The sequence below is a fragment of the Nitratireductor sp. WH36-1 genome (assembly GCF_058725515.1).
The window spans coordinates 1042761-1064748 of the sequence record NZ_CM178970.1; the positions used below are offsets into that span (position 1 = coordinate 1042761).

Here is a 21988-nt window from a genome sequence, read left to right on the forward strand (position 1 = left end):
AGTCTGTAAGGAGAATCATCGTGTCCTTGAAACAGGATGATAGCGCCGCAAACCCCTATTCCTGGAAGGTGGGCGGCATGGATTGTGGAAGCTGTGCGAACAAGATCCGCACAGCCGTGGAGCGTTTTCCCGGTGTGAGTGATGTCAGTGTTTCGGTGATGTCCGAGACGCTGGCCCTGTCGCTGGATGAAAACAAGACCGGGCGCGACAAGGTGGAGCGTGCGGTCAAGAAACTCGGCTATTCGATTGCGCCGCGTCAGCGCGGGGAAGCGGCCGAAACGGGCGCGGTTACGCAGAGCTCCTGTTGTAGTGGGCATGACCACACGCATGGGCAGGGTTCTAAAGTTGAGCGCGCCGATCCGGGACATGGCGTTGCCGGTCATGTGCACGGCGCGGATGATGGCGACCGCAGCTGGTATCAGACCGGCAAGGGGCGTCTGGTGATCCTGACCGGACTTCTTCTGGTCGCCGCCTGGGGTGCGGAATTCCTGCTGCCGGGTGAACTCGGCATGTGGGCATTCGTGGCGGCCTGTCTGATCGGCGTTGCGCCCATCGCCCGCCGGGCCTTTGCCGCGCTGAGTGCAGGCATGCCCTTCACCATCGAGATGCTGATGACGGTGGCCGCCGCCGGTGCCCTGTTCATTGGCGCTGCCGAGGAGGCGGCGCTTGTCGTCTTCCTGTTCGCGGTGGGCGAAGTGCTGGAAGGTGTGGCGGCCAACCGCGCGCGCGCCGGCATCCGGGCGCTGGGCGATCTGGTGCCCAAGACCGCGCTGCTTGAGGAAAACGGCAAGACCCGCAAGGTGCAGGCCGCAGAGCTGAAAATCGGCCAGATCGTCATGGTGCGGCCGGGTGACCGGATTCCCGCCGATGGCGAGATCGTTGATGGCATTGCCGGCATCGACGAAGCGCCGGTGACGGGCGAATCCGTGCCGCGCACGAAGGGCGAGGGCGAAGACGTTTTCGCCGGTTCGATCAGCACCGATGCGGCGATCCGTGTGCGCGTGACGCGCGCGCCGGAGGACAACACCATTGCGCGCATCATTCGTCTGGTCGAGGAGGCGCAGGATGCGCGTGCGCCAACAGAGCGTTTCATCGACCGGTTCAGCCGTTACTACATGCCGGCAGTGGTGGGGTTCGCCCTGCTGGTCGCCATCGTGCCGCCGCTTGCGGCGGGGGCTGCCTGGGATGTCTGGATCTATCGCGCGCTGGCGCTGCTCCTGATCGGCTGCCCCTGTGCGCTGGTGATCTCCGTTCCTGCTTCCATCGCCTCCGCACTCTCCACCGGTGCGCGGCGTGGCCTGCTTCTGAAGGGCGGGGCCGTTATCGAGGCTGCCGCCCGGACCGATCTCGTGACCTTCGACAAGACCGGCACGCTCACGGTCGGCCGTCCGGCGGTGACGGATGTGTGGGCGGCCGATGGCGATGAGGCGCGTGTTCTGGCGCTGGCTGCCGGCGTTGAAGCCGGTTCCAGCCATCCGCTGGCCGAAGCCGTTCTGGCCCATGCCGAGAGCCTTGGCGTTTCCTATGAGGCGGGCAGGGATGCGCGCGCCATTCCCGGCCGCGGTGTGGAAGCGCGCGTGGGTGGTGAGACCGTGTTCGTTGGTTCGCCGCGCCATGCCGAGGAAGAAGGCGCGATGACCGCGCCGGCAAGGAGCCGCATTGAGGCTCTCGAGGCCGAGGGCAAGACGGTTGCCGCCGTTTTCCGCGCCGGTGCGCTTTCAGGCGTGATCGCCCTGCGCGACGAGCCGCGCGAGGATGCCGCCGCCGCCATGCAGGAGCTCAAGGCGCTCGGCGTGCGCACCATGATGCTCACCGGTGACAATGCGCGCACGGCGGAAGCCATCGCCGGACGTCTTTCGATGGAGTATCGCGCCGAGCTTCTGCCCGATGACAAGGTGTCCGCGATCCGTGAGCTGACCGGTCGGAACACGGTGATGATGGTTGGCGACGGCATCAACGACGCGCCGGCGCTGGCCACCGCGAATGTTGGCGTGGCCATGGGCTCGGGCACCGATGTGGCGCTCGAATCGGCCGATGGCGCGCTTCTGCGCAACCGTGTGGGTGATGTCGCCGGCATGGTGCGGCTGGCGCGTGCGACGATGGCCAATATCCATCAGAATATCGCCATCGCGCTGGGGCTCAAGGCCGTGTTCCTGGTCACGACGGTGCTGGGCGTCACGGGGCTCTGGATCGCAATCCTTGCAGACACCGGCGCGACCGTTCTGGTGACGCTGAATGCGCTGAGGCTTCTGGGCTTCCGCATGGAGCGTTAGATCGTCCTGCGAGCGACCGGATGCTCAAGAGGCGGTCTGGAATATTGGTGGAGCAGCCGTCGGTTTCGACGTTTTTTCGCTCCCTTCAGAATCGGCAAAAGCCGGCCCTCGTGGCCGGCTTTTTTACGGGGTTGTATACGCATAATTATACGTGGAATTTAGCGTATAAGTTGTATTTCTTGTTTATCACTTATCGATGTTGATAACCGAGTATCCTTATGAAAAATATGGATTTTCCCGATATTGACTCCTCAAAGGTTGCATAGATATCCACATAATCCATTACAGGTTGTATATGTAATCTGAATCCGATATCGTTCAGAAGTTGTATCGAGCAGGGTACGTCGGAATTCCGGGGGTACTTATGTTTCAGCGGACATGTTTGTAGCGCCGCTTTGATCGGTTTTCCGGGCCATTCGGGTCCGGGCTGATGAGTTGGCGTCGCATCGGCAGCGCTTGGCGTGGCTGATGCAGAACGGTGCAGAGCGCATCGTGAAACTGCATTGCGCGGGTGAACCGTGTGATGCGGACGGACGGTTATTGCCGTCTTGCAGGAGCGTTGTGTGCCGCGTTCGCGGCAGCGTCTTTCGGGTCAGATTCCCACCTCTTATGAAGCGAGGCGTAGAGCATATGGGCATGCACAGACAGGATGGACTTTCATTTGCAACTTTGCGGGCTGCCGAGGCGGTCATCGACACGCGCAGCCTGACCGGCGCGGCGCAGAAGCTGGGCATCAGCCAGCCGGCAGTGAGTATGCATCTGGGGCGTCTTGAGAAGGCGATCGGCACGCCGCTGATCAAGAAACTCGGCAACCGGATCATCGTGAAGGAAGAGATTTCCCGGCTTATCCGCCAGATGCTCGATCTTGAGCGGCGGCTGCGCACGGTGGGCTATGAAAAGAATGTTTCCAAGCTGAAGGTCGGTATCTGCACCTACACCGCGCCGCTGCTGCTTGCCGGGCTCGGGCGGCTTGGCAAGATCAAGGAAAGCGTGAGTTGGCGCATCGCCGATTCCAGGCGGCTTGAAGAGATGTACGATCTGGGGCAGGTGGATGCCGTTTTCCGCGCGCTCTACCCGAATGAAATGGGGCCGGATCTGATCAGCGAATATGCGATGCGGTGGATGGGCTCGCGCGAGCTGGCCGAACAGACCAAGCGAAACAGCGGCTCCATACCGGTGGTGCTGACCAATCCGCAGTCGCCGCTCGGCATCGTCGCCCGCGAATGGCTTCGCCATCGCCGCGTTTCCTATGACGTGATCGGCGAGGTGGATGACATCACCAACGCGATGAAGCTGGTCGCCAACGGGGCTGCGGTCTCACCGCTGCCGGGTTTCGTTTTCGATGGCAATCCGGCGCTGCATGAAGACTGTGTCGAGGTCATTCCGGGCGGGCTCGAGATCCGCTACGGCATGTTCTTCGACGACAAGCGTTTCAACCTGCGGCTCGCAATGGACATTTTCGAGCTTCTGCAGGGTGAGTTGCATCGCATGACACCCCCGCCTTCTGCCTATCAGGGGCAGGGCCTGGCCCATCAATAGATAGCGCCCGCCAAATCGGCATGCCGCCGCGCAGGTCTCTGCGCGGCGCTGTTATGCCTAGGGCCAGGACCCATTAATATGACCGCAATGGCGTTCGATAGACCAAGAGATGCCAGGAGAAGCCCGCAGAGCGGGGTCTTCCCCCGGTCAAGGGATTTGACGCCGCAGGTCGCCGGTCTAACGAGCGTCCTTCGGATCGGCCTGATTTGCACGGGCTACTTTGTCGCAAGTCCTTGAAAGACGTGAAGTCTTCCTGCGGCCTTGCTTCGCGTATCCGCACAAATCAGGCCGACCATTGCGGCCATATTAATGGGGCCTGACCCTAGAAACTGTCGTCAAAATTTCACCCAGCCGCCGCTTTGCCGTCAGGTTCGGCGCGCAAGATTCCAAATTATGAGAAGACTGATTCAAAACGCCCGTTCGGACGCGCAGACTGATGCGCAAATCGATGCCCTCCTGTCTCCGCAGGATGAGGTGTCCATCGTGGATTCGCTTTTCACCATGTCAAAGGGGCATGGCCATGCCGGCGCGCGCGACGTGCTGGAGCGTGTGCTGGAGGCGCGGCTCGAAGCGCGCCTTGCACGCCGTATGCGCCAGACCATCGAGCAATCTCCAGGCAATGACGACAAACGTCCAAGGAGTGCCGCATGAACCGCTGTGTCATTCCGCTTGAGGGCGGCCGCCTATTGCAGGGCGAGAAAGTCTTCGATTTCGCGCGCGGCAGCCAGCAGGGTGGGCAGGATGGACTGCTCCATCTCGGTGCAGGTGTAGCGCGCCGACTGCGTGGAGACGTTGAGGGCGGCGGTGATGCGCCCCGCCCTGTTGCGTATCGGCACCGCAATCGAGCGCAGTCCGAGCTCCAGCTCCTGGTCGACGATGGCGTAACCGCGCGCGCCGGCCAGGGTCACCGTTTCGGCGAGTTCGGCCCGGTCCGTCACCGTTCGTTCGGTCTTGGCGCTGATCGACGCCTTCGCGAGAAAACCGGTGAGTTCGGACGCTTCCAGATCTGACAGAAGAACCCGGCCCATCGACGTGCAATAGGCCGGAAGCCGCGTGCCGACATTGAGCCTCACGGACACGATGCGCCGGCCGGCCACACGGGCCACATAGACGACATCCTCGCCCTCCAGAACGGCTGCGGAGCAGGATTCGCCAAGCGTTGCGGACACACGTCGCATGACGGGCTCTGCATAGCGCCAGAGCGCGGCGTCGCCCATCCATGTCCGGGCGAGCCCCAGCAGTTTCGCGGAAAGCAGGAAGCGCCGGTCCGTCTGGCGCGCATAGCCGCTCGCCACCAGTGTGAGGAGCAGCCGCCGCGCGCCTGCGCGTGTCAGCCCGGCCTCCGTCGCCACTTCCGTCAGCGTCATGCCGTCCGGCGCATTTGCCAGAATTTCCAGAACGCCCAGCCCCTTCTGCAGCGATCCCACGAGAACGCGCGAAGCCTGGGCTTCAGCTGTGGCAGGGGCATTTGACTCAGTTTCATTCTCCATCTACAAAGTATCGCATATAAAACTTTTGTTCGCAATACGAACTTACGAGGAGTGCCATGGCGCGTTTCGTTCCGCTGCCCCAGGCGGTTGCGGAGAACCTGAACAATGGCGACAGCGTCGCTTTTGAAGGCTTCACCCATCTCATCCCCACCGCCGCCGCCCATGAGGCGATCCGCCAGGGTTTCCGTGATCTCACGCTGATCCGCATGACCCCCGATGTGGTCTACGACCAGATGATCGGCATGGGCCTCGCCCGCAAGCTGGTCTTTTCCTATGCCGGCAATCCGGGAGTGGGGCTTCTGCGTCGCCTGCGCGATGCGGTGGAAAACGGTTTTCCGCACAAGATCGAGATCGAGGAACACTCCCACGCCGCCATGGCCAATGCCTATGAGGCGGGTGCGGCCGGGCTTCCCTGCGCGATTTTCCGTGGCTATCGCGGCGCGGAGCTCGCCCGTGTGAACCCGAACATCAAGTTCATCGAGTGCCCCTTCACGGGCGAGAGCCTGGCCGCCGTGCCGGCGCTGCGGCCCGATGTCGTCTTTATTCATGCGCAGAAGGCGGACCGGAAGGGCAATGTTCTGGTCGAGGGCATTGTCGGCATTCAGAAAGAGGCGGTGCTTGCAGCGAAACGCGCTGTCGTGACCGTCGAAGAAGTCGTCGACGATTTCTCCGACCTGCACCCCAATCTGACCATTCTGCCCCACTGGACGGTGACCGACATCGCCGTGGTGCCGGGTGGCGCGCACCCCTCCTACACGCATGGCTATTACGCGCGTGACAACGCCGAATATCTGAAATGGGACAAGATCGCCGCAGACCGCGACCTGTTCCGTGACTGGATGCAGAAGAATGTGCTTGATGCGACGCCCGAGGATTTCGCAGGCCGCGTTGAGAAGCTGAGGGACGCAGGATGAGCAAGCCCGAATTCACTCCCAATGAAATGATGACGATTGCGGCCTCACGCGCGCTGAAGAACGACGATGTGTGTTTCGTCGGCATCGGCGCGCCCTCGGCTGCGTGCAACATTGCGCGCCTGACGCATGCGCCCGACATCACGCTGATCTACGAATCCGGCACCATCGGCACCGCGCCGGACGTTCTGCCGCTCTCGATTGGCGATGGCGAGCTGTGCGACACCGCGCTGACCACGGTGCCGGTGCCGGAAATGTTCCGCTACTGGCTGCAGGGCGGGCGCATCACCATCGGCTTTCTGGGCGCGGCCCAGATCGACAAATATGGCAACATCAACACCACCGTCATCGGTGACTATGACAGCCCGAAGACGCGGCTTCCCGGCGGCGGCGGTGCTCCGGAAATCGCGACCTCCTCGCAGGAAGTCTACATCACGCTCGCCCAGTCGAAGCGGGGCATGGTGGAGAAGATCGACTTCTACACCTCCTTTGGACATGGCGATGGCGGCGACCACCGCCAGAAGCTCGGCATCGACACCAAGGGGCCGACGTTGCTCATCACCGATCTTGCGATCTGGAAGCCGGATCCGGTGACGAAGGAGTTCACCGTTGTGTCGCTGCATCCCGGCGTTACGCGCGATCAGGTGCAGGAAACCTGCGGCTGGACCGTGACGTTTGCTGACGGTGTCGAAGAGACGCCGCCGCCCACCGAACTCGAGCTTGCGACATTGCGCGACTTGAAAGCCCGCACCGAAGCGGCCCATAAGGGCGCATGATCTTTCCGTCGCGTGGCGCACGCGGCGGCCGGGCGCTGCCCGGCATTGATGGTTAGGAGACCTCACTCATGGCTGAAGCTTTCATCTGCGACTACATCCGCACGCCGATCGGCCGTTTCGGCGGCGCGCTTTCCTCCGTTCGCGCCGACGATCTGGCTGCCCTGCCGATCAAGGCGCTGATGGAGCGCAACCCGAAGGTCGACTGGGCGGCGCTGGACGATGTGTTCTATGGCTGCGCCAACCAGGCCGGTGAGGACAACCGCAACGTGGCGCGCATGGCCGTGCTTCTTGCGGGCCTGCCCATCGAGGTGCCGGGCTCCACGGTGAACCGCCTGTGCGGTTCGGGCATGGATGCGATCACCATTGCCGCGCGCGCCATCAAGGCGGGTGAGGCGGAGATCATGATCGCCGGCGGAGTGGAATCCATGAGCCGTGCGCCCTTCGTCATGCCGAAGGCCGAAACGGCCTTCTCGCGTCATGCGGAAATCTACGACACCACCATTGGCTGGCGCTTCGTCAACAAGCTGCTCAAGAAGCAGTATGGCGTCGATTCCATGCCGGAGACGGGTGAGAACGTGGCGGCTGATTTCTCTGTCAGCCGCGCCGATCAGGACGCCTTTGCCGTGCGCAGCCAGAACAAGGCTGTTGCCGCGCAGGAAAACGGGCGTCTCGCCAGGGAAATCATCCCTGTCACCATTCCCCAGCGCAAGGGCGATCCGGTGGTGGTCGACAGGGACGAGCATCCGCGTCCGGGCACCACGGTTGAAAAGCTCGGCAAGCTGCCGACGCCTTTCCGCGAGGGCGGCAGCGTGACCGCCGGCAACGCCTCCGGCGTCAATGACGGTGCGGCTGCGCTCATCATCGCTTCGGAAGCAGCGGCGAAGAAATACGGCCTGACGCCGATCGCCCGCATTCTCGGCGGCGCGACGGCGGGCGTTCCGCCGCGCATCATGGGCATCGGTCCGGCTCCGGCAACGCAGCGCCTTTGTGCGCGGCTTGGCCTGAAACCTTCGGATTTCGACGTCATCGAGCTCAACGAGGCGTTCGCCTCGCAGGGCATCGCCGTGCTGCGCGAACTGGGGCTTGCCGAGGATGCGCCGCAGGTGAACCCGAATGGCGGCGCAATCGCGCTTGGCCATCCGCTCGGCATGTCGGGCGCGCGCATTTCCGGCACCGCTGCGCTTGAGTTGCAGGCCGGCGGCGGCAAGCGCGCGCTCGCCACCATGTGCATCGGCGTTGGCCAGGGCATCGCACTGGCGATGGAACGCGTTTAATCACGATGGCGATGGGGCGGGGTAACCCGCCCTTGTGTTATTGGGCGCGCTCATTGCGGTGGGGGCCTTTATCCTCGCAGGGTGACAACATGAGCCCTCACAGCACAGTAGCGCCAACACAGCCCTCATCCTGAGCCTGTCGAAGGGCGAGGGCGGTTTGACGCGCTCAGGCGGTGACGTTGGCGCGTGCCTTCACCTCGCCCTTCGACAGGCTCAGGATGAGGTGAAAGCAGGGAGATGTGGGGCGCTTGCCTTGCCTTGCCTTGTCTCGCGTTGCGTTGCCCCGCCTTGCCTTGGGTAGCTTTGCAGCGCCTTGCAATGCCGTGAGGTGGCTGTTCGCCTCTCACATCACCAGCGCTTCCGCACCGTCTTGGTCTTCGAAGTGTTCATCCCATCGTCTCGCGCGTCGAGCTCGCCACACAGCCCTCATCCTGAGCCTGTCGAAGGGCGAGGGCGACATGACGGGCTCAGGCGGTGACGTTGGCGCGTTCCTCCACCCCGGCCATCCCCGTCAGTTCAGCGGAATGTCGTTCTCTGCCTTGCTGTCCTGATAGCGTTCGGAAAGGGCGGCATAGGCTGTGGCGAGCTTTGCGATCCGCGCTTTCACGGCTTCCACATCAGCCGCAGGCAGTGCGGTTGCCAGAGCGGGCAGGGCGTAGCTTTTCCAGAAGGCGTTTTCGGCATTGTAGCCGCCGGGCTCCAGCGTGAAGACTTCCTTGAGAATCTTCAGATCGTGCGGGATCGCGAAGGCGTCGCGCGAATCTTCGTGGCTGAACAGATAGTAGAAATTGTCGAAGCCGGTCCAGGTGATCGCCGAAAGACACAGCGAGCAGGGCTCGTGCGTGGACAGGAAAATGCAGTCTTTCGTGTCCGGGCGCGCATCCTTCGGCAGCTCGTAGAACCGCTTCAGCGTATGAACCTCACCATGCCAGAGCGGGTTTTCCAGCTCATTGTTGGTTTCGGCAAGCACCAGCGACAGGTCGCTTTTCTTCAGGATGGCCGCGCCGAAGAGCTTGTTGCCATGGGCGACGCCCGCGGCGGTTTTCGGCAGGATGTCCTGTTCGATAACGTCGAGCAGCCGGTTGATGAGGTGAAGGTCGGGAGCGGTCATGGGAGGGATGGCACTGTGATTTCATAGGGTTCCTGAAAGTGGAATTCTTCCAGATTGTTGCCGTCTCCGCCACGGTCGACCACCAGGAAATCCTGGGGTGCGGCAATGGGCGTCAAAACGCCATGCCAGGTGCCGCGCGCATAGTTCACGCCCTGTCCGGGATGCGTGATGAAGGCGCGGGGGTAGCCGGGCCGCCCGTCTTCATCCGGGCACACGATCACCAGAAAGGGGGCCGGTGAAAGCGGCATGAAGGCCTGGCTTCCAAGCGGGTGCCGCTCCACCATGGAAAGCCGCAGCGGCAGCGCATAGGGCGTGCCGCGAAAGATGTTGATCAGAACACGCGCGTTCTCACCCGCCGTTTCGACCGTCGCCAGATCGTGAAAGCGGCGGCACTTGTCGGCATTGATGAGGAAGCTTTCCGCGCCTTCGGTTTCGATCACGTCGCCGAAGGGCGCGAAGGCTGCGCGTGTCAGCTTCTCGGCTTCGATCCGCTTCATCGCGCGAAGCTGCCACCCAGCCGGGCGTGCCGGTTGACGTCCTTGTAGAGCAGGTAGCGGAAATTGCCCGGCCCGCCCGCATAGCAGGCCTGCGGACAGAAGGCGCGCAGCCACATGAAGTCGCCGGCTTCCACCTCCACCCAGTCCTGGTTGAGCCGGTAGACGGCCTTGCCTTCCAGCACATAGAGACCGTGCTCCATGACATGCGTTTCGGCGAAGGGGATCACCGCGCCGGGCTGCAGCGTGACGATGGTCACATGCATGTCGTGGCGCAGATCGGCCGGATCGACAAAGCGCGTCGTTGCCCATTTGCCATCCGTTCCCGGCATGGGAGAGGGCGCGACATCGGCCTCGTTCAGAAACAGCGGATCGGGCGTGTCGAGGCCGGCAACGGGCTCATAGGCCTTGCGGACCCAGTGGAAGCGCGCGGGCGCGTCGCCCCGATTGTGCGCGGTCCAGCCGCTCGATGGCGGCAGATAGGCGTAGCCGCCGGGCGTCATCTTGTGCGTCTCGCCTGCGATCTCGACGGTCAGCTCGCCCTCGACGATGAAAAGCACGCCTTCCGCGGTCTCATCAAGTTCGGCCCGGTCGCTGCCGCCGCCGGGCTCCACTTCCATGATGTATTGCGAAAAGGTCTCGGCAAAGCCGGAAAGGGGACGCGCAATGATCCAGCAGCGGGTTTTTTCCCAGAACGGCAGCAGGCTGGTGACGATGTCCTGCATGACGCCTTTCGGCATCAGTGCATAGGCGTCCGTCAGAACCGCGCGGTCGGTCAGGAGCTGGGTCTGCGGCGGATGCCCGCCATGCGGGGCGTAATAGGTGCGGGCGTTCATCTGGTCTCGTCCTGATTTCACACGGGGAGGATGTCGTTGAGCCGCAGCCGGGCGATCCGCTCCACCTGCCGGCAGGCGGTGGCGAATTCCTCGTCGCGGCTGTTCTCCAAGCGGGCTTCGAAGGCCTTCAGAATGCTGTCCCTGGTGTTGTCCTTGACGGCGATGATGAAGGGAAACCCGAATTTTTGCGTATAGGCGGTGTTGAGTTCGGTAAAGCGTGCGCGTTCGCTGTCGGTCAGCGCATCAAGCCCTGCCGAAGCCTGCTCTTTGCTCGATTCCTCGGTCAGCCTTTTGGCTGCCGCCAGCTTGCCCGCAAGGTCCGGATGGGCTTTCAGAACGCCAAGGCGTTCGTCTTCGCTGGCCGAACGGAAGGCGCGGGCGAGCGCATTGGCGAGGCCCCCGGCCGTGTCATGTGCGGGGCCGAGTTCCAGCTTTGCCGCGCGTTCGGCGATCCATGGCGAATGCTCATAGATGCTGCCGAACCGCTCGATGAATTCCGGTTCGCTCATGCGGCTCGGGCGCAGGGCGGGGGCTTCATAAGGGTGCTTTTCGCGCCAGTGCCGGGCGATCTCGCCGCGTGTCGCAAGCCACACATGGTCGTGGCTCTTCACATAGTCGATGAAGCGCTGGAGGGCTGCAGCGCGTCCCGGCCGGCCGATGAGACGGCAATGAAGACCGATGCTCATCATGGCCGGCCGCCCCGAGCCCCCCTCGGTATAGAGTGTGTCGAAAGCGTCCTTTAGATAGCTGAAGAACTGATCGCCGGAATTGAAGCCCTGCGCCGTGGCAAAGCGCATGTCGTTTGCATCAAGCGTGTAGGGGACGACCAGTTGCGCGCGCGTGCCGTGCCCGTGGCCGTCATGGTCGATCCAGTAGGGCAGGTCGTCGTCATAGGTGTCGGAAATCCAGTCGAACCCGCCTTCCTCGATGGCCAGTTTGACCGAATTGACCGAGGTGCGTCCGAGATACAGGCCGCGCGGGCGTTCGCCCACCACTTCGGTGTGCAGCCGGATGGCTTCCAGAAGGTCGGCGCGCTCGCTTTCTTCCGAATGGGCGCGGTAGTCGATCCATTTCAGGCCGTGCGACGCGATTTCCCAGCCGGCGTCCTGCATGGCGGCAAGCTGGTCGGGGCTTCGGGCAAGCGCTGAAGCGACGCCGAAAACGGTGACCGGCACGCCGGCTGCCGTGAACATGCGGTGGAGCCGCCAGAACCCGGCGCGCGAGCCGTACTCATAAATGGATTCCATGTTCCAGTGGCGCATGCCCTGCCAGGGCGCTGCGCCCACCACTTCCGACAGGAAGGCTTCGGAGGCCTCGTCGCCGTGCAGGATACAGTTTTCGCCGCCTTCCTCGTAATTGACGACGAACTGCACGGCTACGCGCGCGCCATCGGGCCAGTCGGCATTCGGCGGGTTCTGGCCGTAGCCGGTCATGTTTCTGAGGTAGCGGGTCATGCAAACTTTCCGATATTCTTTATTGGCAAGGATAATCGATGGAATGGGGTGTGAACTTTCCCGAAAAATTTGAAAGAGTTTAGTTGTCGATCCTTCGCCGGGGCTCTTATGCTCGCTGCGGATTTGTCCCACAATCAACCCTATATATAGGGCAAGTGGCTTTAGTGAATTTAAAGGGAGGCCGCATGAGCAATGCGGGTGAGGGCCGTCTGACGACCCATGTGCTGGACACGGCCAGCGGAAAACCGGCCGGAGGACTGGAGATTGCGCTCTATCGCCTGGAGGGGGAGGCGCGCACTCATGTGAAGACGGTCACGACCAACAGCGATGGCCGCTGCGATGCGCCGCTGCTTGCCGGCGATGCGTTTCGCACCGGCTTCTATGAACTGGTGTTTGAAGCCGGCGCCTATCTGCGTGCGCAGGGCGTTGATCTGCCGGCTCCGGCCTTTCTCGATCAGGTGCCGATCCGCTTCGGCATGGCTGAAAACACGCATTATCACGTGCCGCTTCTCATCTCGCCCTATGGCTATTCCACCTACAGGGGGAGCTGATGGGCGCGCGCGGTGAAATCCGTTTTCTTCTGAACGGCGCGCCGGTGGCGCTGGGCAATGTCCGCCCGGACGAAACCCTGCTTGACTATCTGCGCCTGCGGCAGCGCCTGACCGGCACCAAGGAAGGCTGCGCGGAAGGCGATTGCGGCGCGTGCACCGTGCTCGTCGGTCGGTTGCGCAATGGCGCGCTTTCCTATGAGAGCGTCAATGCCTGCATCCGCTTCCTGGGATCGCTGGATGCCTGTCACGTGGTGACGGTGGAGCATTTGAAGCGGGCCGATGGCAGCCTGCATCCGGTTCAGCAGGCGATGGTCGATTATCACGGCTCGCAATGCGGTTTCTGCACGCCGGGCTTCGTCATGTCGCTTTACGCGCTCTGGATGCGCGAGGCGCAGCCCTCCGACAGGGCCATCGAAAAGGCGTTGCAGGGCAATCTGTGCCGCTGCACCGGCTATGAACCCATCGTGCGGGCTGCGCGCGCGGTCTCCGACTATGGCAATGCCGCGTCTGATCCGCTGGCGCTGGAGCGCGCTGCGGTCATCGCCGCGCTGCAAGGCATGAAGGATGGCGCGCGGGTGGAGATCGGTTCCGGCCGCGAGCGTCTGCTCATCCCGGCGGATGTCGATGATTTTGCCGCGATCCTTGAAGCCGAGCCCGAGGCCACAATCGTCGCCGGTGCAACGGATGTGGGCTTATGGGTCACCAAGTTCATGCGCGACATCGCGCCGGTGGTCTTCATCGGCGGGCTCGACGGCCTGCAGGAAATCCGTGAGCAGGATGGCGTCATCAGCATTGGCGCGGGCGTGAGCTACACCGGGGCATTTGAACTTCTGGCGAAACGCATTCCCGCGCTGGGCGCACTGATCGACCGCATTGGCGGCGAGCAGGTGCGCAATATGGGCACGATTGGCGGCAACATCGCCAATGGCTCGCCCATCGGTGACACGCCGCCGCCACTGATCGCGCTTGGCGCAACGCTCACACTGCGCAGGGGCAGCGCGCGCCGCACCATTCCGCTGGAAGATTTCTTCATCGACTATGGCAAGCAGGATCGCGCGCCCGGCGAGTTCGTCGAGGCGGTGCATGTTCCGGTGCCCGATGCGGCCTCCCGTTTCTCGGTCTGGAAAATCTCCAAGCGTCGGGATGAAGACATCACGGCGGTTCTCGGCGCGTTCGATCTGCGGATCGCCGATGGCCGGGTCGAAGCCGCCCGCATCGCCTATGGCGGCATGGCCGCGACGCCGAAACGCGCAAAATCCGTCGAGGCGGCGCTGACCGGCAAGGCATGGACGCAGGAAACCGTCGAGGCAGCACTTTCGGCCTATGACGAGGACTTCCAGCCCATCTCCGACATGCGCGCATCCGCCGACTATCGCATGATGGCGGCGAAGAACCTGCTGCGCCGCTATTTCCTTGAAAGCACCGGCGCTGGCGCGGTGGACCTCTCCAGACATGAGGCGGCCTGACCATGACGCGGCATGAACCACGCACGCAGGGCAAGGCGAAGATCGATGGCGGCGTCGCCAGCGACGAGAAGCACGATTCCGCCCGCAAACATGTGAGCGGCGAGGCCATCTATATCGATGACATGGCCGAACCCGCCGGCACGCTGCATGCCTGTCTCGGTCTTTCCGAGGTGGCGCATGGCGCGATCACCGGCTTTGACCTTTCCGATGTGCGGGCAGCGCCCGGCGTTGTCGCCGTTCTGACGGCGAACGATGTGCCCGGCGACAACGATATGAGCCCGACCGGGCTGCATGACGAGCCCATTCTGGCAGACGGGCGTGTGCAGTTTTTCGGCCAGCCGGTTTTCGCCGTCATTGCCGAAACGCGCGAAGCGGCGCGGCGCGCCTGCCGTCTGGCGAAGATCGACTATGCGGAAGAACCCGCACTGATCGATGTCGCCGATGCCGCGGATGACGCGAAGCTCGTTACCGCACCGCTGAAGCTCGAGCGCGGTGACAGCGCTGCGGCGATTGCCGCTGCGCCGCACACGGTCCGCGGTCAGATGCGGGTTGGCGGGCAGGACCATTTCTATCTTGAAGGCCAGATCGCTTTCGCGCTTCCGGGCGAAGACGGCGATGTGACCGTGTTTTCCTCCACCCAGCACCCAAGCGAGGTGCAGCACATGGTGGCGCATGCGCTGGGCGTTCCCTCCCATGCCGTCACCATCGAGGTGCGGCGCATGGGTGGCGGCTTCGGCGGCAAGGAAACGCAGGCCAATCTGTTCGCCACCATTGCGGCCATTGCCGCCAAGAAGCTGAACCGGCCGGTCAAGCTGCGTCCCGACCGGGATGACGACATGACCGCGACCGGCAAGCGTCACGACTTCCTGATCGATTACACGGTCGGTTTCGATGATGAGGGCGGCATTCTCGGCGTCGATTTCACCTATGCCGCGCGCTGCGGCTATGCGGCGGATCTCTCCGGTCCGGTGACAGACCGGGCGCTGTTTCACTGCGACAACACCTATTTCTACCCGGCTGCGCGGGCCGTCTCGCGCCCGCTCTACACGAACACCGTTTCCAACACCGCGTTTCGCGGTTTCGGTGGGCCGCAGGGCATGATTGGCGCAGAGCGCATCATCGATGAGGTGGCCTTCGCGCTGGGCAGGGACCCGCTCGAAATCCGCAAGAAAAACCTCTACGGCACGGACGACCGCAACGTCACGCCCTATCACCAGACGGTGGAGGACAATGTTGCAGAACGGGTCATCGCCGAACTGGAGGAAAGTGCGGATTATGCCGCGCGTCGGCGTGAAATCGCGGCCTTCAACGCAAAAAGCCCGGTCATCAAGCGTGGTCTGGCGCTGACGCCGGTCAAGTTCGGCATCTCCTTCACGGCCACGCATTTCAATCAGGCCGGCGCGCTGGTGCATGTCTACACGGATGGCTCCGTGCATCTGAACCATGGCGGCACCGAAATGGGGCAGGGGCTGCACACCAAGGTGGCGCAGATCGTTGCCGAGGAATTCCAGATCGACATCGATCAGGTGAAGATCACCGCCACGACCACGGGCAAGGTGCCCAACACCTCCGCAACGGCGGCTTCCTCCGGCACGGATTTGAACGGCATGGCCGCGCAGGACGCGGCGCGCCAGATCAAGAACCGGCTGATCGCCTTCGCCGCCGAGGCGCATGACGTGCCGAAGGATCAGGTGGTGTTCCTCCCGGGCCGGGTGCGCATCGGCAACCGTGAAATCCCCTTCGCCGAGCTGATCGGCGAGGCCTATATGGCCCGCATCCAGCTTTCCGCAGCCGGTTTCTACAAGACGCCGAAGATCCACTGGGATCGCGACAAGGGGCAGGGGCGGCCGTTCTACTACTTCGCCTATGGCGCAGCCTGCGCCGAGGTCTCCGTGGACACGCTGACCGGCGAATACATGGTCGAGCGCGTTGATATTCTGCACGAGACGGGCCGTTCGCTGAACCGCGCCATCGACATTGGCCAGATCGAGGGCGGCTTCATTCAGGGCATGGGCTGGTTGACGACGGAAGAGCTGGTCTGGGATGGCAAGGGGCGGCTTCGGACGCATGCGCCTTCAACCTACAAGATCCCGCTCGCGTCCGACCGGCCAAAAGTGTTCAACGTGGCGCTTGCCGACTGGGCGGAAAACGCCGAGCCGACGGTGCACCGTTCCAAGGCCGTGGGCGAGCCGCCCTTCATGCTGGCCATGTGCGTGCTGCACGCGCTGTCCGATGCAGTGGCGAGCGTTGCCGGTCACACGGTCTGCCCGCGTCTCGATGCGCCGGCCACGCCGGAGCGTGTGCTGATGGCGGTGGAACGCATGAAGGCTGAAGGCGCGCGCTAGGGTCAGGACCCATTAATATGACCGCAATGGCGTTCGATAGACCAAGAGATGCCAGGAAAAGCCCCCAGAGCGGGGTTTCCCCCCGGTCAAGGGGTTTGACGCAGCAGGTCGCCGGTCTATCGAGCGTCCTTCGGATCAGCCTGATTTGCACGGGCTACTTTGTCGCAAAGCCTTGAAAGACATGAAGTCTTCCTGCAGCCTTGCTTCGCGTATCCGCACAAATCAGGCAGACCATTGTGGCCATATTAATGAGTCCTGACCCTAGCTTGCGCGCCTTCCTGCCGTTATCGTTCTGACATGCTTCTGCTTCTTCGCACTGGTCTCTGGTTCGCGTCTTCTCACCGTCATGCATGGGGGCGGCAATGAGCCATCCAGCTGAAACCCTTCAGACATTTCTGGATGCCGCGCCGTCCGCCGCTCTCGTCGAGGTGCGCGAGGCGAAAGGCTCCACCCCGCGCGAAGAGGGCGCGTGGATGCTGGTTTCGCCAGAAGCGATTTTTGGAACCATCGGCGGCGGTCAGCTTGAATTCATGGCGATTGCCAGGGCGCGCGAACTCATCTCGGACAATCTTGCAAACGGTGCTCTCGACATTCCGCTGGGACCGGAAATCGGCCAGTGCTGCGGCGGCCGGGTGGCGCTCGACATTCGCCTTCTCGATGAGGCGGAGCGCAGGGCGCTGGTGAAGCGCGTCGGCGATGAGGCGAACGCCTTCCCGCAGGTGATCCTGTTTGGCGGCGGCCATGTCGGCCATGCGCTGGCGGCAGCGCTGACCCCGCTGCCCGTGCGGGTGCTGGTGGTCGAGACCCGTGAGGAAGCGCTGGAGGATTTTCCAAGCGATGTGGAGACGCGCCTTACGGCCCTGCCGGAAGATGCGGTGCGTTCAGCCCCCGCCGGGACGGCCTTCGTGGTCCTGACCCACGATCATGCGCTCGACTTTCTGCTGGTTGCCGAGGCGCTGGCGCGCAATGACGCAGCCTATGTCGGCATGATCGGCTCCAAAACCAAACGCGCGACCTTCCGCAGCTGGTATCTGAAGAATGGCGGAGATGAACGCCGTTTCGCGCAGCTGACCACCCCCATTGGCGGGAACGCCGTCCACGACAAGCGCCCCGCCGTCATCGCAGCCATGGCGGCTGCGGAGATACTGACGGCTTTGCAGTCGTGATGTTGACATTTGTGTGTACAAACTTACATACTTCATAAATGAAGATCGCGGGCTTTGACTGGGACACCGGAAACTGGCCGAAATGCGCAAAGCATGGTGTCTCGAAGGACGAGATCGAACATGCGCTTCTTCATGACCCGTTGATTGCGCCTGATCCAGCACACTCTGGGCCCGAAGATCGCTACATCGTCATCGGACGCAACCGGCAGGGCCGCCCCATGTTCATGGGCGTGACCTTTCGCATGGTTGACGGGAAGCGTCTTATTCGTCCGATCACAGCGCGCTATATGCATGCCAAGGAGGTGAAACGCTATGAAACGCAGCGTTCCCAAACTGAAAACTGATAAGGATGCGGAAGACTTCCTCGATCAGGATCTTTCCGATCTGGATTTTGGTGCATTCAAACCCGCCGGGTTCGAGTTCGAGAACAAGGCGGCAAGGGTGAATATGCGCATGCCGCAAAGCCAGTTGGATGCCGTGAAGGCTGAGGCGAAGAAGCGTGGTGTTCCCTATCAGCGGCTCATGCGCGAGCTTGTTCAGCGCGGTCTGGAAAGTCTGCGTGCAGGCTGACCATTATTGCTCTGACAGGGTCGCGCCAATCATGCGCTGGCAGCGGCCTGCCATGAAGTCCACCAGGAGCCGCACTTTGGGGTCCTGAAACTTCTTGTGCGGGTAGAGCGCGGCGAGCTTTACCGGCACTGGCGGGGTTTCGGGCAGGACCACCTGGAGCCGCCCGTCTCGCAAGAATGGTTCGATCTCGAAGCGGGGCTTGTTGACGATGCCGCGCCCGGCAAGCGCCCAGTCGGTGATCACGTCGCCATCGTCGGAATCGAACGGTCCCCCGACCTCGAACTTTCGCGCGCCCTCCGGCGTTTGCAGCATCCAGAAATGCTCGCGCGCGCCGGGAAAGCGCAACATCAGGCAGTCGTGCCGCTCATCGATCAGCGCTTCGGGCGTCTTCGGTTCGCCGCGCCGTTTCAGATAATCAGGGGCCGCCGCCAGAACACGCTCGCAATCCATGATGCCGCGCATGCGGAAAGAGGAATTCTCCAGAATGCCGAGCTTGAAGGCGACGTCGATGCCCTCGCGCATCATGTCGACCTCATGGTCGGAGAGCCGTAAGCGAACCTCGATTTCGGGATACTGGTCGCGGAATTCGGGAATGCCGCTGGCGATCAGACGCTTGCCGATGCCGAGCGGCGCGGTGACGCGGATCGTGCCGCGCGGCTGGCCGGAAAGATCTGCGACCGAGGCTTCGGCTTCCGCCACCGCTTCGAGAACCTTGCGCGCGCCCTCATAGAAGACGCGGCCCTGCTCGGTGGGGGTGAGCTGGCGCGTGGTGCGGTTGAAGAGCCGCACGCCAAGATGCTTTTCGAGCTCCTTCACCCGGTTCGAGGCAACGGCCGGAGAAAGCCGCATGTCGCGGCCTGCTGAAGACAGATTGCCGAGTTCCACGACGCGGACAAAAACGGCGATATTGTCGAGATAGGCCATGCGGTTCCCCCAAGATTCGCGCGCATTATTTTCCATATTTTTTTGAAAGTCATCGTGATCTTCCCCGCTTTCCGTTTATACCGGGTTCCGTCACCTTGGGCCGCCAGAGCAATTCCAGGAAAAGTGGTTACCGGTTTTCCGTCTGGAATTGCGCAGGAACAATGAATGAGCAATTCCAGGAAAAGTGGTCACCGGTTTTCCGCCCGAAGTTGGGCAAAAGGAAGCGCGCAGGAACAAGGCTGGCTATTGGGGCAGGGCTGACGGGAGTTGAGGGAACGGGCATGAACGATTACGCGGTTTTGTGGGACTGGCTGTCCTTTGGCGTGCGCTGGCTGCATGTGGTCACGGCCATCGCCTGGATTGGCTCATCCTTCTATTTCATCGCGCTGGATCTGGGGCTGGTGAAGCGGCCGGGTCTGCCCGAGGGCGTGCATGGCGAGGAATGGCAGGTCCATGGCGGCGGCTTCTACCATATCCAGAAATACATGGTCGCGCCGGCCTCCATGCCCGAGCACCTGACCTGGTTCAAATGGGAATCCTACTCCACCTGGCTGTCCGGCTTCGCGCTGCTCGCCATCGTCTATTATGCGGGCGCGGATCTTTATCTGGTCGACCGCAATGTGCTCGATGTGCCGGCCTGGGGCGGCATCCTGATCTCGCTTGCTTCCATCGGGCTTGGCTGGCTGCTCTACGACCTTCTGTGCAAATCGCCGCTCGGCAAGAACGACACGGCGCTGATGCTGGTGCTCTATGTGATCCTTGTGGTGATGGCGTGGGGCTATACGCAGCTCTTCACCGGTCGCGCGGCCTTCCTGCATCTGGGCGCGTTCACCGCGACGATCATGACGGCGAATGTCTTCCTGATCATCATCCCCAATCAGAAGATCGTGGTGGCCGATCTGAAGGCGGGGCGCACGCCCGACCCGAAACTTGGCCTGCAGGCGAAGCAGCGTTCACTGCACAACAATTACCTGACGCTGCCCGTCGTCTTCCTGATGCTGTCGAACCATTATCCGCTGGCCTTCGGCACCCAGTTCAACTGGATCATCGCATCGCTCATCTTCATCATCGGCGTGCTGATCCGGCACTATTTCAACACCGTGCACGCCCGCAAGGGCACCCCGCACTGGACCTGGGGGCTGGCCGGCGTTCTCTTCATCATCATCATGTGGCTCTCCACCGTGCCGCAGGTGCTGACGGGTGAGACGAAGCTTTCGGCGACGGGGCAGACCTTCGTCGCCTCGACCCATTTTCCGGCGGTGCGCGACACGGTGATGGGACGTTGCGCCATGTGCCACGCGGTGGTGCCGGGCTATGAGGGCATTCCCTACCCACCGAAGAATGTTGTGCTCGACACGGATGCGGCTATTGCCGAGCACGCGCGTGAAATCTATCTGCAGGCAGGCCGCAGCCACGCCATGCCGCCCGGCAATGTTTCGGGCATCACGGACGAGGAGCGGCAACTGATCGTTACCTGGTTCGAGGAGGCGCGCTAGCGCATGGCACAGAAACTCATCCGCGGGCGGCTCCTGTCGTTCAAAGCCGAACCGCGGAGCATCGACGACCACGACGCCTATCTTTTTGAAGAGGATGGCGCGGTTCTGGTCGAAGATGGCGTTATCCTTGCATCCGGCAGCTTTGCCGAGGTCGCAGCAGGCGCAGAAGCGGGGCACGCGGTGGTGGATCATCGCCCGCACCTCATCCTGCCGGGCTTCATCGACGCCCATGCGCATTTCCCGCAGATGCAGGTGATCGCGAGCTATGGCGCCGAGCTTCTGGACTGGCTGAACAACTACACTTTCCCCGAAGAAACCAGGTTCTCCGACATTCAGCACGGCCGGCACATCGCCCGTCTGTTCTTCGATGAGCTGCTGCGCAACGGCACGACCACGGTTGCCGCCTATTGCTCCGTTCACAAGGAAAGCGCGGAGGCGTTTTTCAGCGAGGCGCTGGCGCGCAACATGTGCGTTGTGGGCGGCAAGGTGATGATGGACCGCAACGCGCCGGCCGCACTCACCGATACGCCGCAATCCTCTTACGACGACACGAAGGCGCTGATCGGCGAATGGCACGGCAGGGGCCGGCTCAATTATGCCGTCACGCCGCGTTTCGCCATCACCTCCAGCCCCGGGCAGCTGGAGATGGCCGCAGCGCTGATGCGCGAATTCCCCGACCTCCACATGCAGACGCATCTCTCCGAAAATCACGACGAGATCGCGCTGACGTCGGAGCTTTATCCCGACGCGCCGGACTATACCGGCATCTACGAGCAGTACGGTCTGCTTGGCCCCAGGGCGCTGCTCGGCCATTGCATTCATCTTTCCGAGCGCGAGGCGGATGTGCTTTCGGACACGGGCTCGGTTGCCGTGTTCTGCCCCACCTCCAACCTCTTCCTCGGCTCCGGCCTGTTCGACTATCTGCGTTATCGCAAGCGTGAGAAGCCGCTGCGTCTGGCCTCGGCGACGGATGTGGGCGGCGGCACCAATTACTCCATGCTGCGCACCATGGATGAGGGCTACAAGGTCATCGCGCTCAATGGCGAAAAGCTGAACCCGCTTGCCTCCTTCTGGCAGATCACACGCGGCAATGCCGAGGCGCTTTCCCTGTCGGAGCGCGTGGGCACGCTGGAACCGGGCACCGACGCCGATATCGTGGTTCTGAACGCGCGCGCAACGCCGGTGATGGCGCTGCGCATGGAGCGCATCGAAACGCTGGCCGAGGAGCTTTTCCTGCTCCAGACGCTTGCCGACGACCGCGCCATCGTGGAAACCTATGTCGCAGGAGAGGCTGCCAAAAGCGCCTTGTAAA

20 protein-coding genes are annotated in these 21988 nt (G+C 62.7%); 14 read left to right on the forward strand and 6 right to left on the reverse strand.

Translation table 11 applies throughout. The features are described 5' to 3' along the window. Positions 1 to 20 precede the first annotated feature (20 nt). The 3 genes from AC4PTT_RS05010 to AC4PTT_RS05020 all read left to right on the forward strand — a co-directional run bounded on the left by AC4PTT_RS05010 (position 21) and on the right by AC4PTT_RS05020 (position 4463). Positions 21 to 2273, forward strand: a complete 2253-nt coding sequence (locus AC4PTT_RS05010) for a heavy metal translocating P-type ATPase (protein WP_492162218.1) — start codon at positions 21 to 23, stop codon at positions 2271 to 2273. Between the two features lie 636 nt (positions 2274 to 2909). Next, on the forward strand, positions 2910 to 3812 hold the full coding sequence (locus AC4PTT_RS05015) for a LysR family transcriptional regulator (protein WP_222473985.1): 903 nt from the start codon (positions 2910 to 2912) through the stop codon (positions 3810 to 3812). A 393-nt stretch (positions 3813 to 4205) separates the two neighbouring features. After that, positions 4206 to 4463: a hypothetical protein gene (locus AC4PTT_RS05020; protein ID WP_113153011.1), complete on the forward strand. Its 258-nt coding sequence runs from the start codon at positions 4206 to 4208 to the stop codon at positions 4461 to 4463. 32 nt (positions 4464 to 4495) lie between these two features. Here the strand turns inward: AC4PTT_RS05020 and AC4PTT_RS05025 are convergent, their stop codons facing one another. Then, positions 4496 to 5302: an IclR family transcriptional regulator domain-containing protein gene (locus tag AC4PTT_RS05025; RefSeq protein ID WP_492162219.1), complete on the reverse strand. Its 807-nt coding sequence runs from the start codon at positions 5300 to 5302 to the stop codon at positions 4496 to 4498. A gap of 56 nt (positions 5303 to 5358) precedes the next feature. Here AC4PTT_RS05025 and AC4PTT_RS05030 point away from each other — a divergent pair, with 56 nt between their 5' ends. The 3 genes from AC4PTT_RS05030 (at position 5359) to pcaF (ending at position 8263) form a co-directional block, all read left to right on the forward strand. Next, complete coding sequence (locus AC4PTT_RS05030) at positions 5359 to 6216, forward strand: CoA transferase subunit A (RefSeq protein ID WP_113153009.1); 858 nt, start codon at positions 5359 to 5361, stop codon at positions 6214 to 6216. Then, positions 6213 to 6989 (forward strand): CoA-transferase subunit beta, encoded by a 777-nt coding sequence (locus AC4PTT_RS05035; RefSeq protein ID WP_113153008.1) that lies wholly within the window; start codon positions 6213 to 6215, stop codon positions 6987 to 6989. Before AC4PTT_RS05030 ends, AC4PTT_RS05035 begins: the two co-directional genes overlap by 4 nt. Before the next feature lie 68 nt (positions 6990 to 7057). Further along, complete coding sequence (gene pcaF / locus AC4PTT_RS05040; RefSeq protein WP_283799815.1) at positions 7058 to 8263, forward strand: 3-oxoadipyl-CoA thiolase; 1206 nt, start codon at positions 7058 to 7060, stop codon at positions 8261 to 8263. A 511-nt stretch (positions 8264 to 8774) separates the two neighbouring features. Here pcaF and AC4PTT_RS05045 read toward each other — a convergent pair. From AC4PTT_RS05045 to puuE, 4 genes are read right to left on the reverse strand one after another with little or no spacing between them, the layout of a single operon-like run. Further along, positions 8775 to 9374, reverse strand: a complete 600-nt coding sequence (locus AC4PTT_RS05045) for a nucleoside deaminase (RefSeq protein WP_206547852.1) — start codon at positions 9372 to 9374, stop codon at positions 8775 to 8777. Beyond that, on the reverse strand, positions 9371 to 9871 hold the full coding sequence (locus tag AC4PTT_RS05050) for an ureidoglycolate lyase (protein WP_492162220.1): 501 nt from the start codon (positions 9869 to 9871) through the stop codon (positions 9371 to 9373). The genes AC4PTT_RS05045 and AC4PTT_RS05050 overlap by 4 nt, the downstream gene beginning before the upstream one ends. After that, the gene (locus tag AC4PTT_RS05055; protein WP_206547850.1) at positions 9868 to 10704 is read right to left on the reverse strand and encodes a bifunctional allantoicase/(S)-ureidoglycine aminohydrolase; all 837 of its coding nucleotides are present in this window, start codon (positions 10702 to 10704) and stop codon (positions 9868 to 9870) included. The genes AC4PTT_RS05050 and AC4PTT_RS05055 overlap by 4 nt, the downstream gene beginning before the upstream one ends. A gap of 17 nt (positions 10705 to 10721) precedes the next feature. Continuing rightward, on the reverse strand, positions 10722 to 12158 hold the full coding sequence (gene puuE / locus AC4PTT_RS05060; protein WP_206553759.1) for an allantoinase PuuE: 1437 nt from the start codon (positions 12156 to 12158) through the stop codon (positions 10722 to 10724). 185 nt (positions 12159 to 12343) lie between these two features. Here puuE and uraH point away from each other — a divergent pair, with 185 nt between their 5' ends. The 6 genes from uraH to AC4PTT_RS05090 all read left to right on the forward strand — a co-directional run bounded on the left by uraH (position 12344) and on the right by AC4PTT_RS05090 (position 18256). Then, positions 12344 to 12709, forward strand: a complete 366-nt coding sequence (uraH, locus tag AC4PTT_RS05065) for a hydroxyisourate hydrolase (protein WP_206544231.1) — start codon at positions 12344 to 12346, stop codon at positions 12707 to 12709. Next, entirely contained in the window at positions 12709 to 14175 is a 1467-nt protein-coding gene (gene xdhA / locus AC4PTT_RS05070) for a xanthine dehydrogenase small subunit (RefSeq protein ID WP_492162221.1), read from the forward strand. Before uraH ends, xdhA begins: the two co-directional genes overlap by 1 nt. 2 nt (positions 14176 to 14177) lie before the next feature. Next, entirely contained in the window at positions 14178 to 16520 is a 2343-nt protein-coding gene (xdhB, locus tag AC4PTT_RS05075) for a xanthine dehydrogenase molybdopterin binding subunit (RefSeq protein WP_492162222.1), read from the forward strand. 362 nt (positions 16521 to 16882) lie between these two features. Further along, a complete protein-coding gene (xdhC, locus tag AC4PTT_RS05080) occupies positions 16883 to 17686 on the forward strand; it encodes a xanthine dehydrogenase accessory protein XdhC (protein WP_492162223.1) in 804 nt (267 codons plus the stop codon). A gap of 38 nt (positions 17687 to 17724) precedes the next feature. After that, on the forward strand, positions 17725 to 18030 hold the full coding sequence (locus AC4PTT_RS05085; protein WP_113152997.1) for a BrnT family toxin: 306 nt from the start codon (positions 17725 to 17727) through the stop codon (positions 18028 to 18030). Next, positions 17999 to 18256, forward strand: coding sequence for a CopG family antitoxin (locus AC4PTT_RS05090; protein WP_065815836.1), 258 nt, complete (start codon positions 17999 to 18001; stop codon positions 18254 to 18256). The genes AC4PTT_RS05085 and AC4PTT_RS05090 overlap by 32 nt, the downstream gene beginning before the upstream one ends. A gap of 3 nt (positions 18257 to 18259) precedes the next feature. Here the strand turns inward: AC4PTT_RS05090 and AC4PTT_RS05095 are convergent, their stop codons facing one another. Further along, positions 18260 to 19180: a LysR family transcriptional regulator gene (locus AC4PTT_RS05095; RefSeq protein WP_206544227.1), complete on the reverse strand. Its 921-nt coding sequence runs from the start codon at positions 19178 to 19180 to the stop codon at positions 18260 to 18262. A 281-nt stretch (positions 19181 to 19461) separates the two neighbouring features. Between AC4PTT_RS05095 and AC4PTT_RS05100 the strand changes: the two genes are divergently transcribed. Together AC4PTT_RS05100 and guaD are read left to right on the forward strand one after the other, a co-directional pair. Then, a complete protein-coding gene (locus tag AC4PTT_RS05100) occupies positions 19462 to 20676 on the forward strand; it encodes a urate hydroxylase PuuD (protein ID WP_113152996.1) in 1215 nt (404 codons plus the stop codon). 3 nt (positions 20677 to 20679) lie between these two features. Then, positions 20680 to 21987: a guanine deaminase gene (gene guaD, locus AC4PTT_RS05105; protein ID WP_492162224.1), complete on the forward strand. Its 1308-nt coding sequence runs from the start codon at positions 20680 to 20682 to the stop codon at positions 21985 to 21987. The last annotated feature ends 1 nt before the right edge of the window (position 21988 follow it).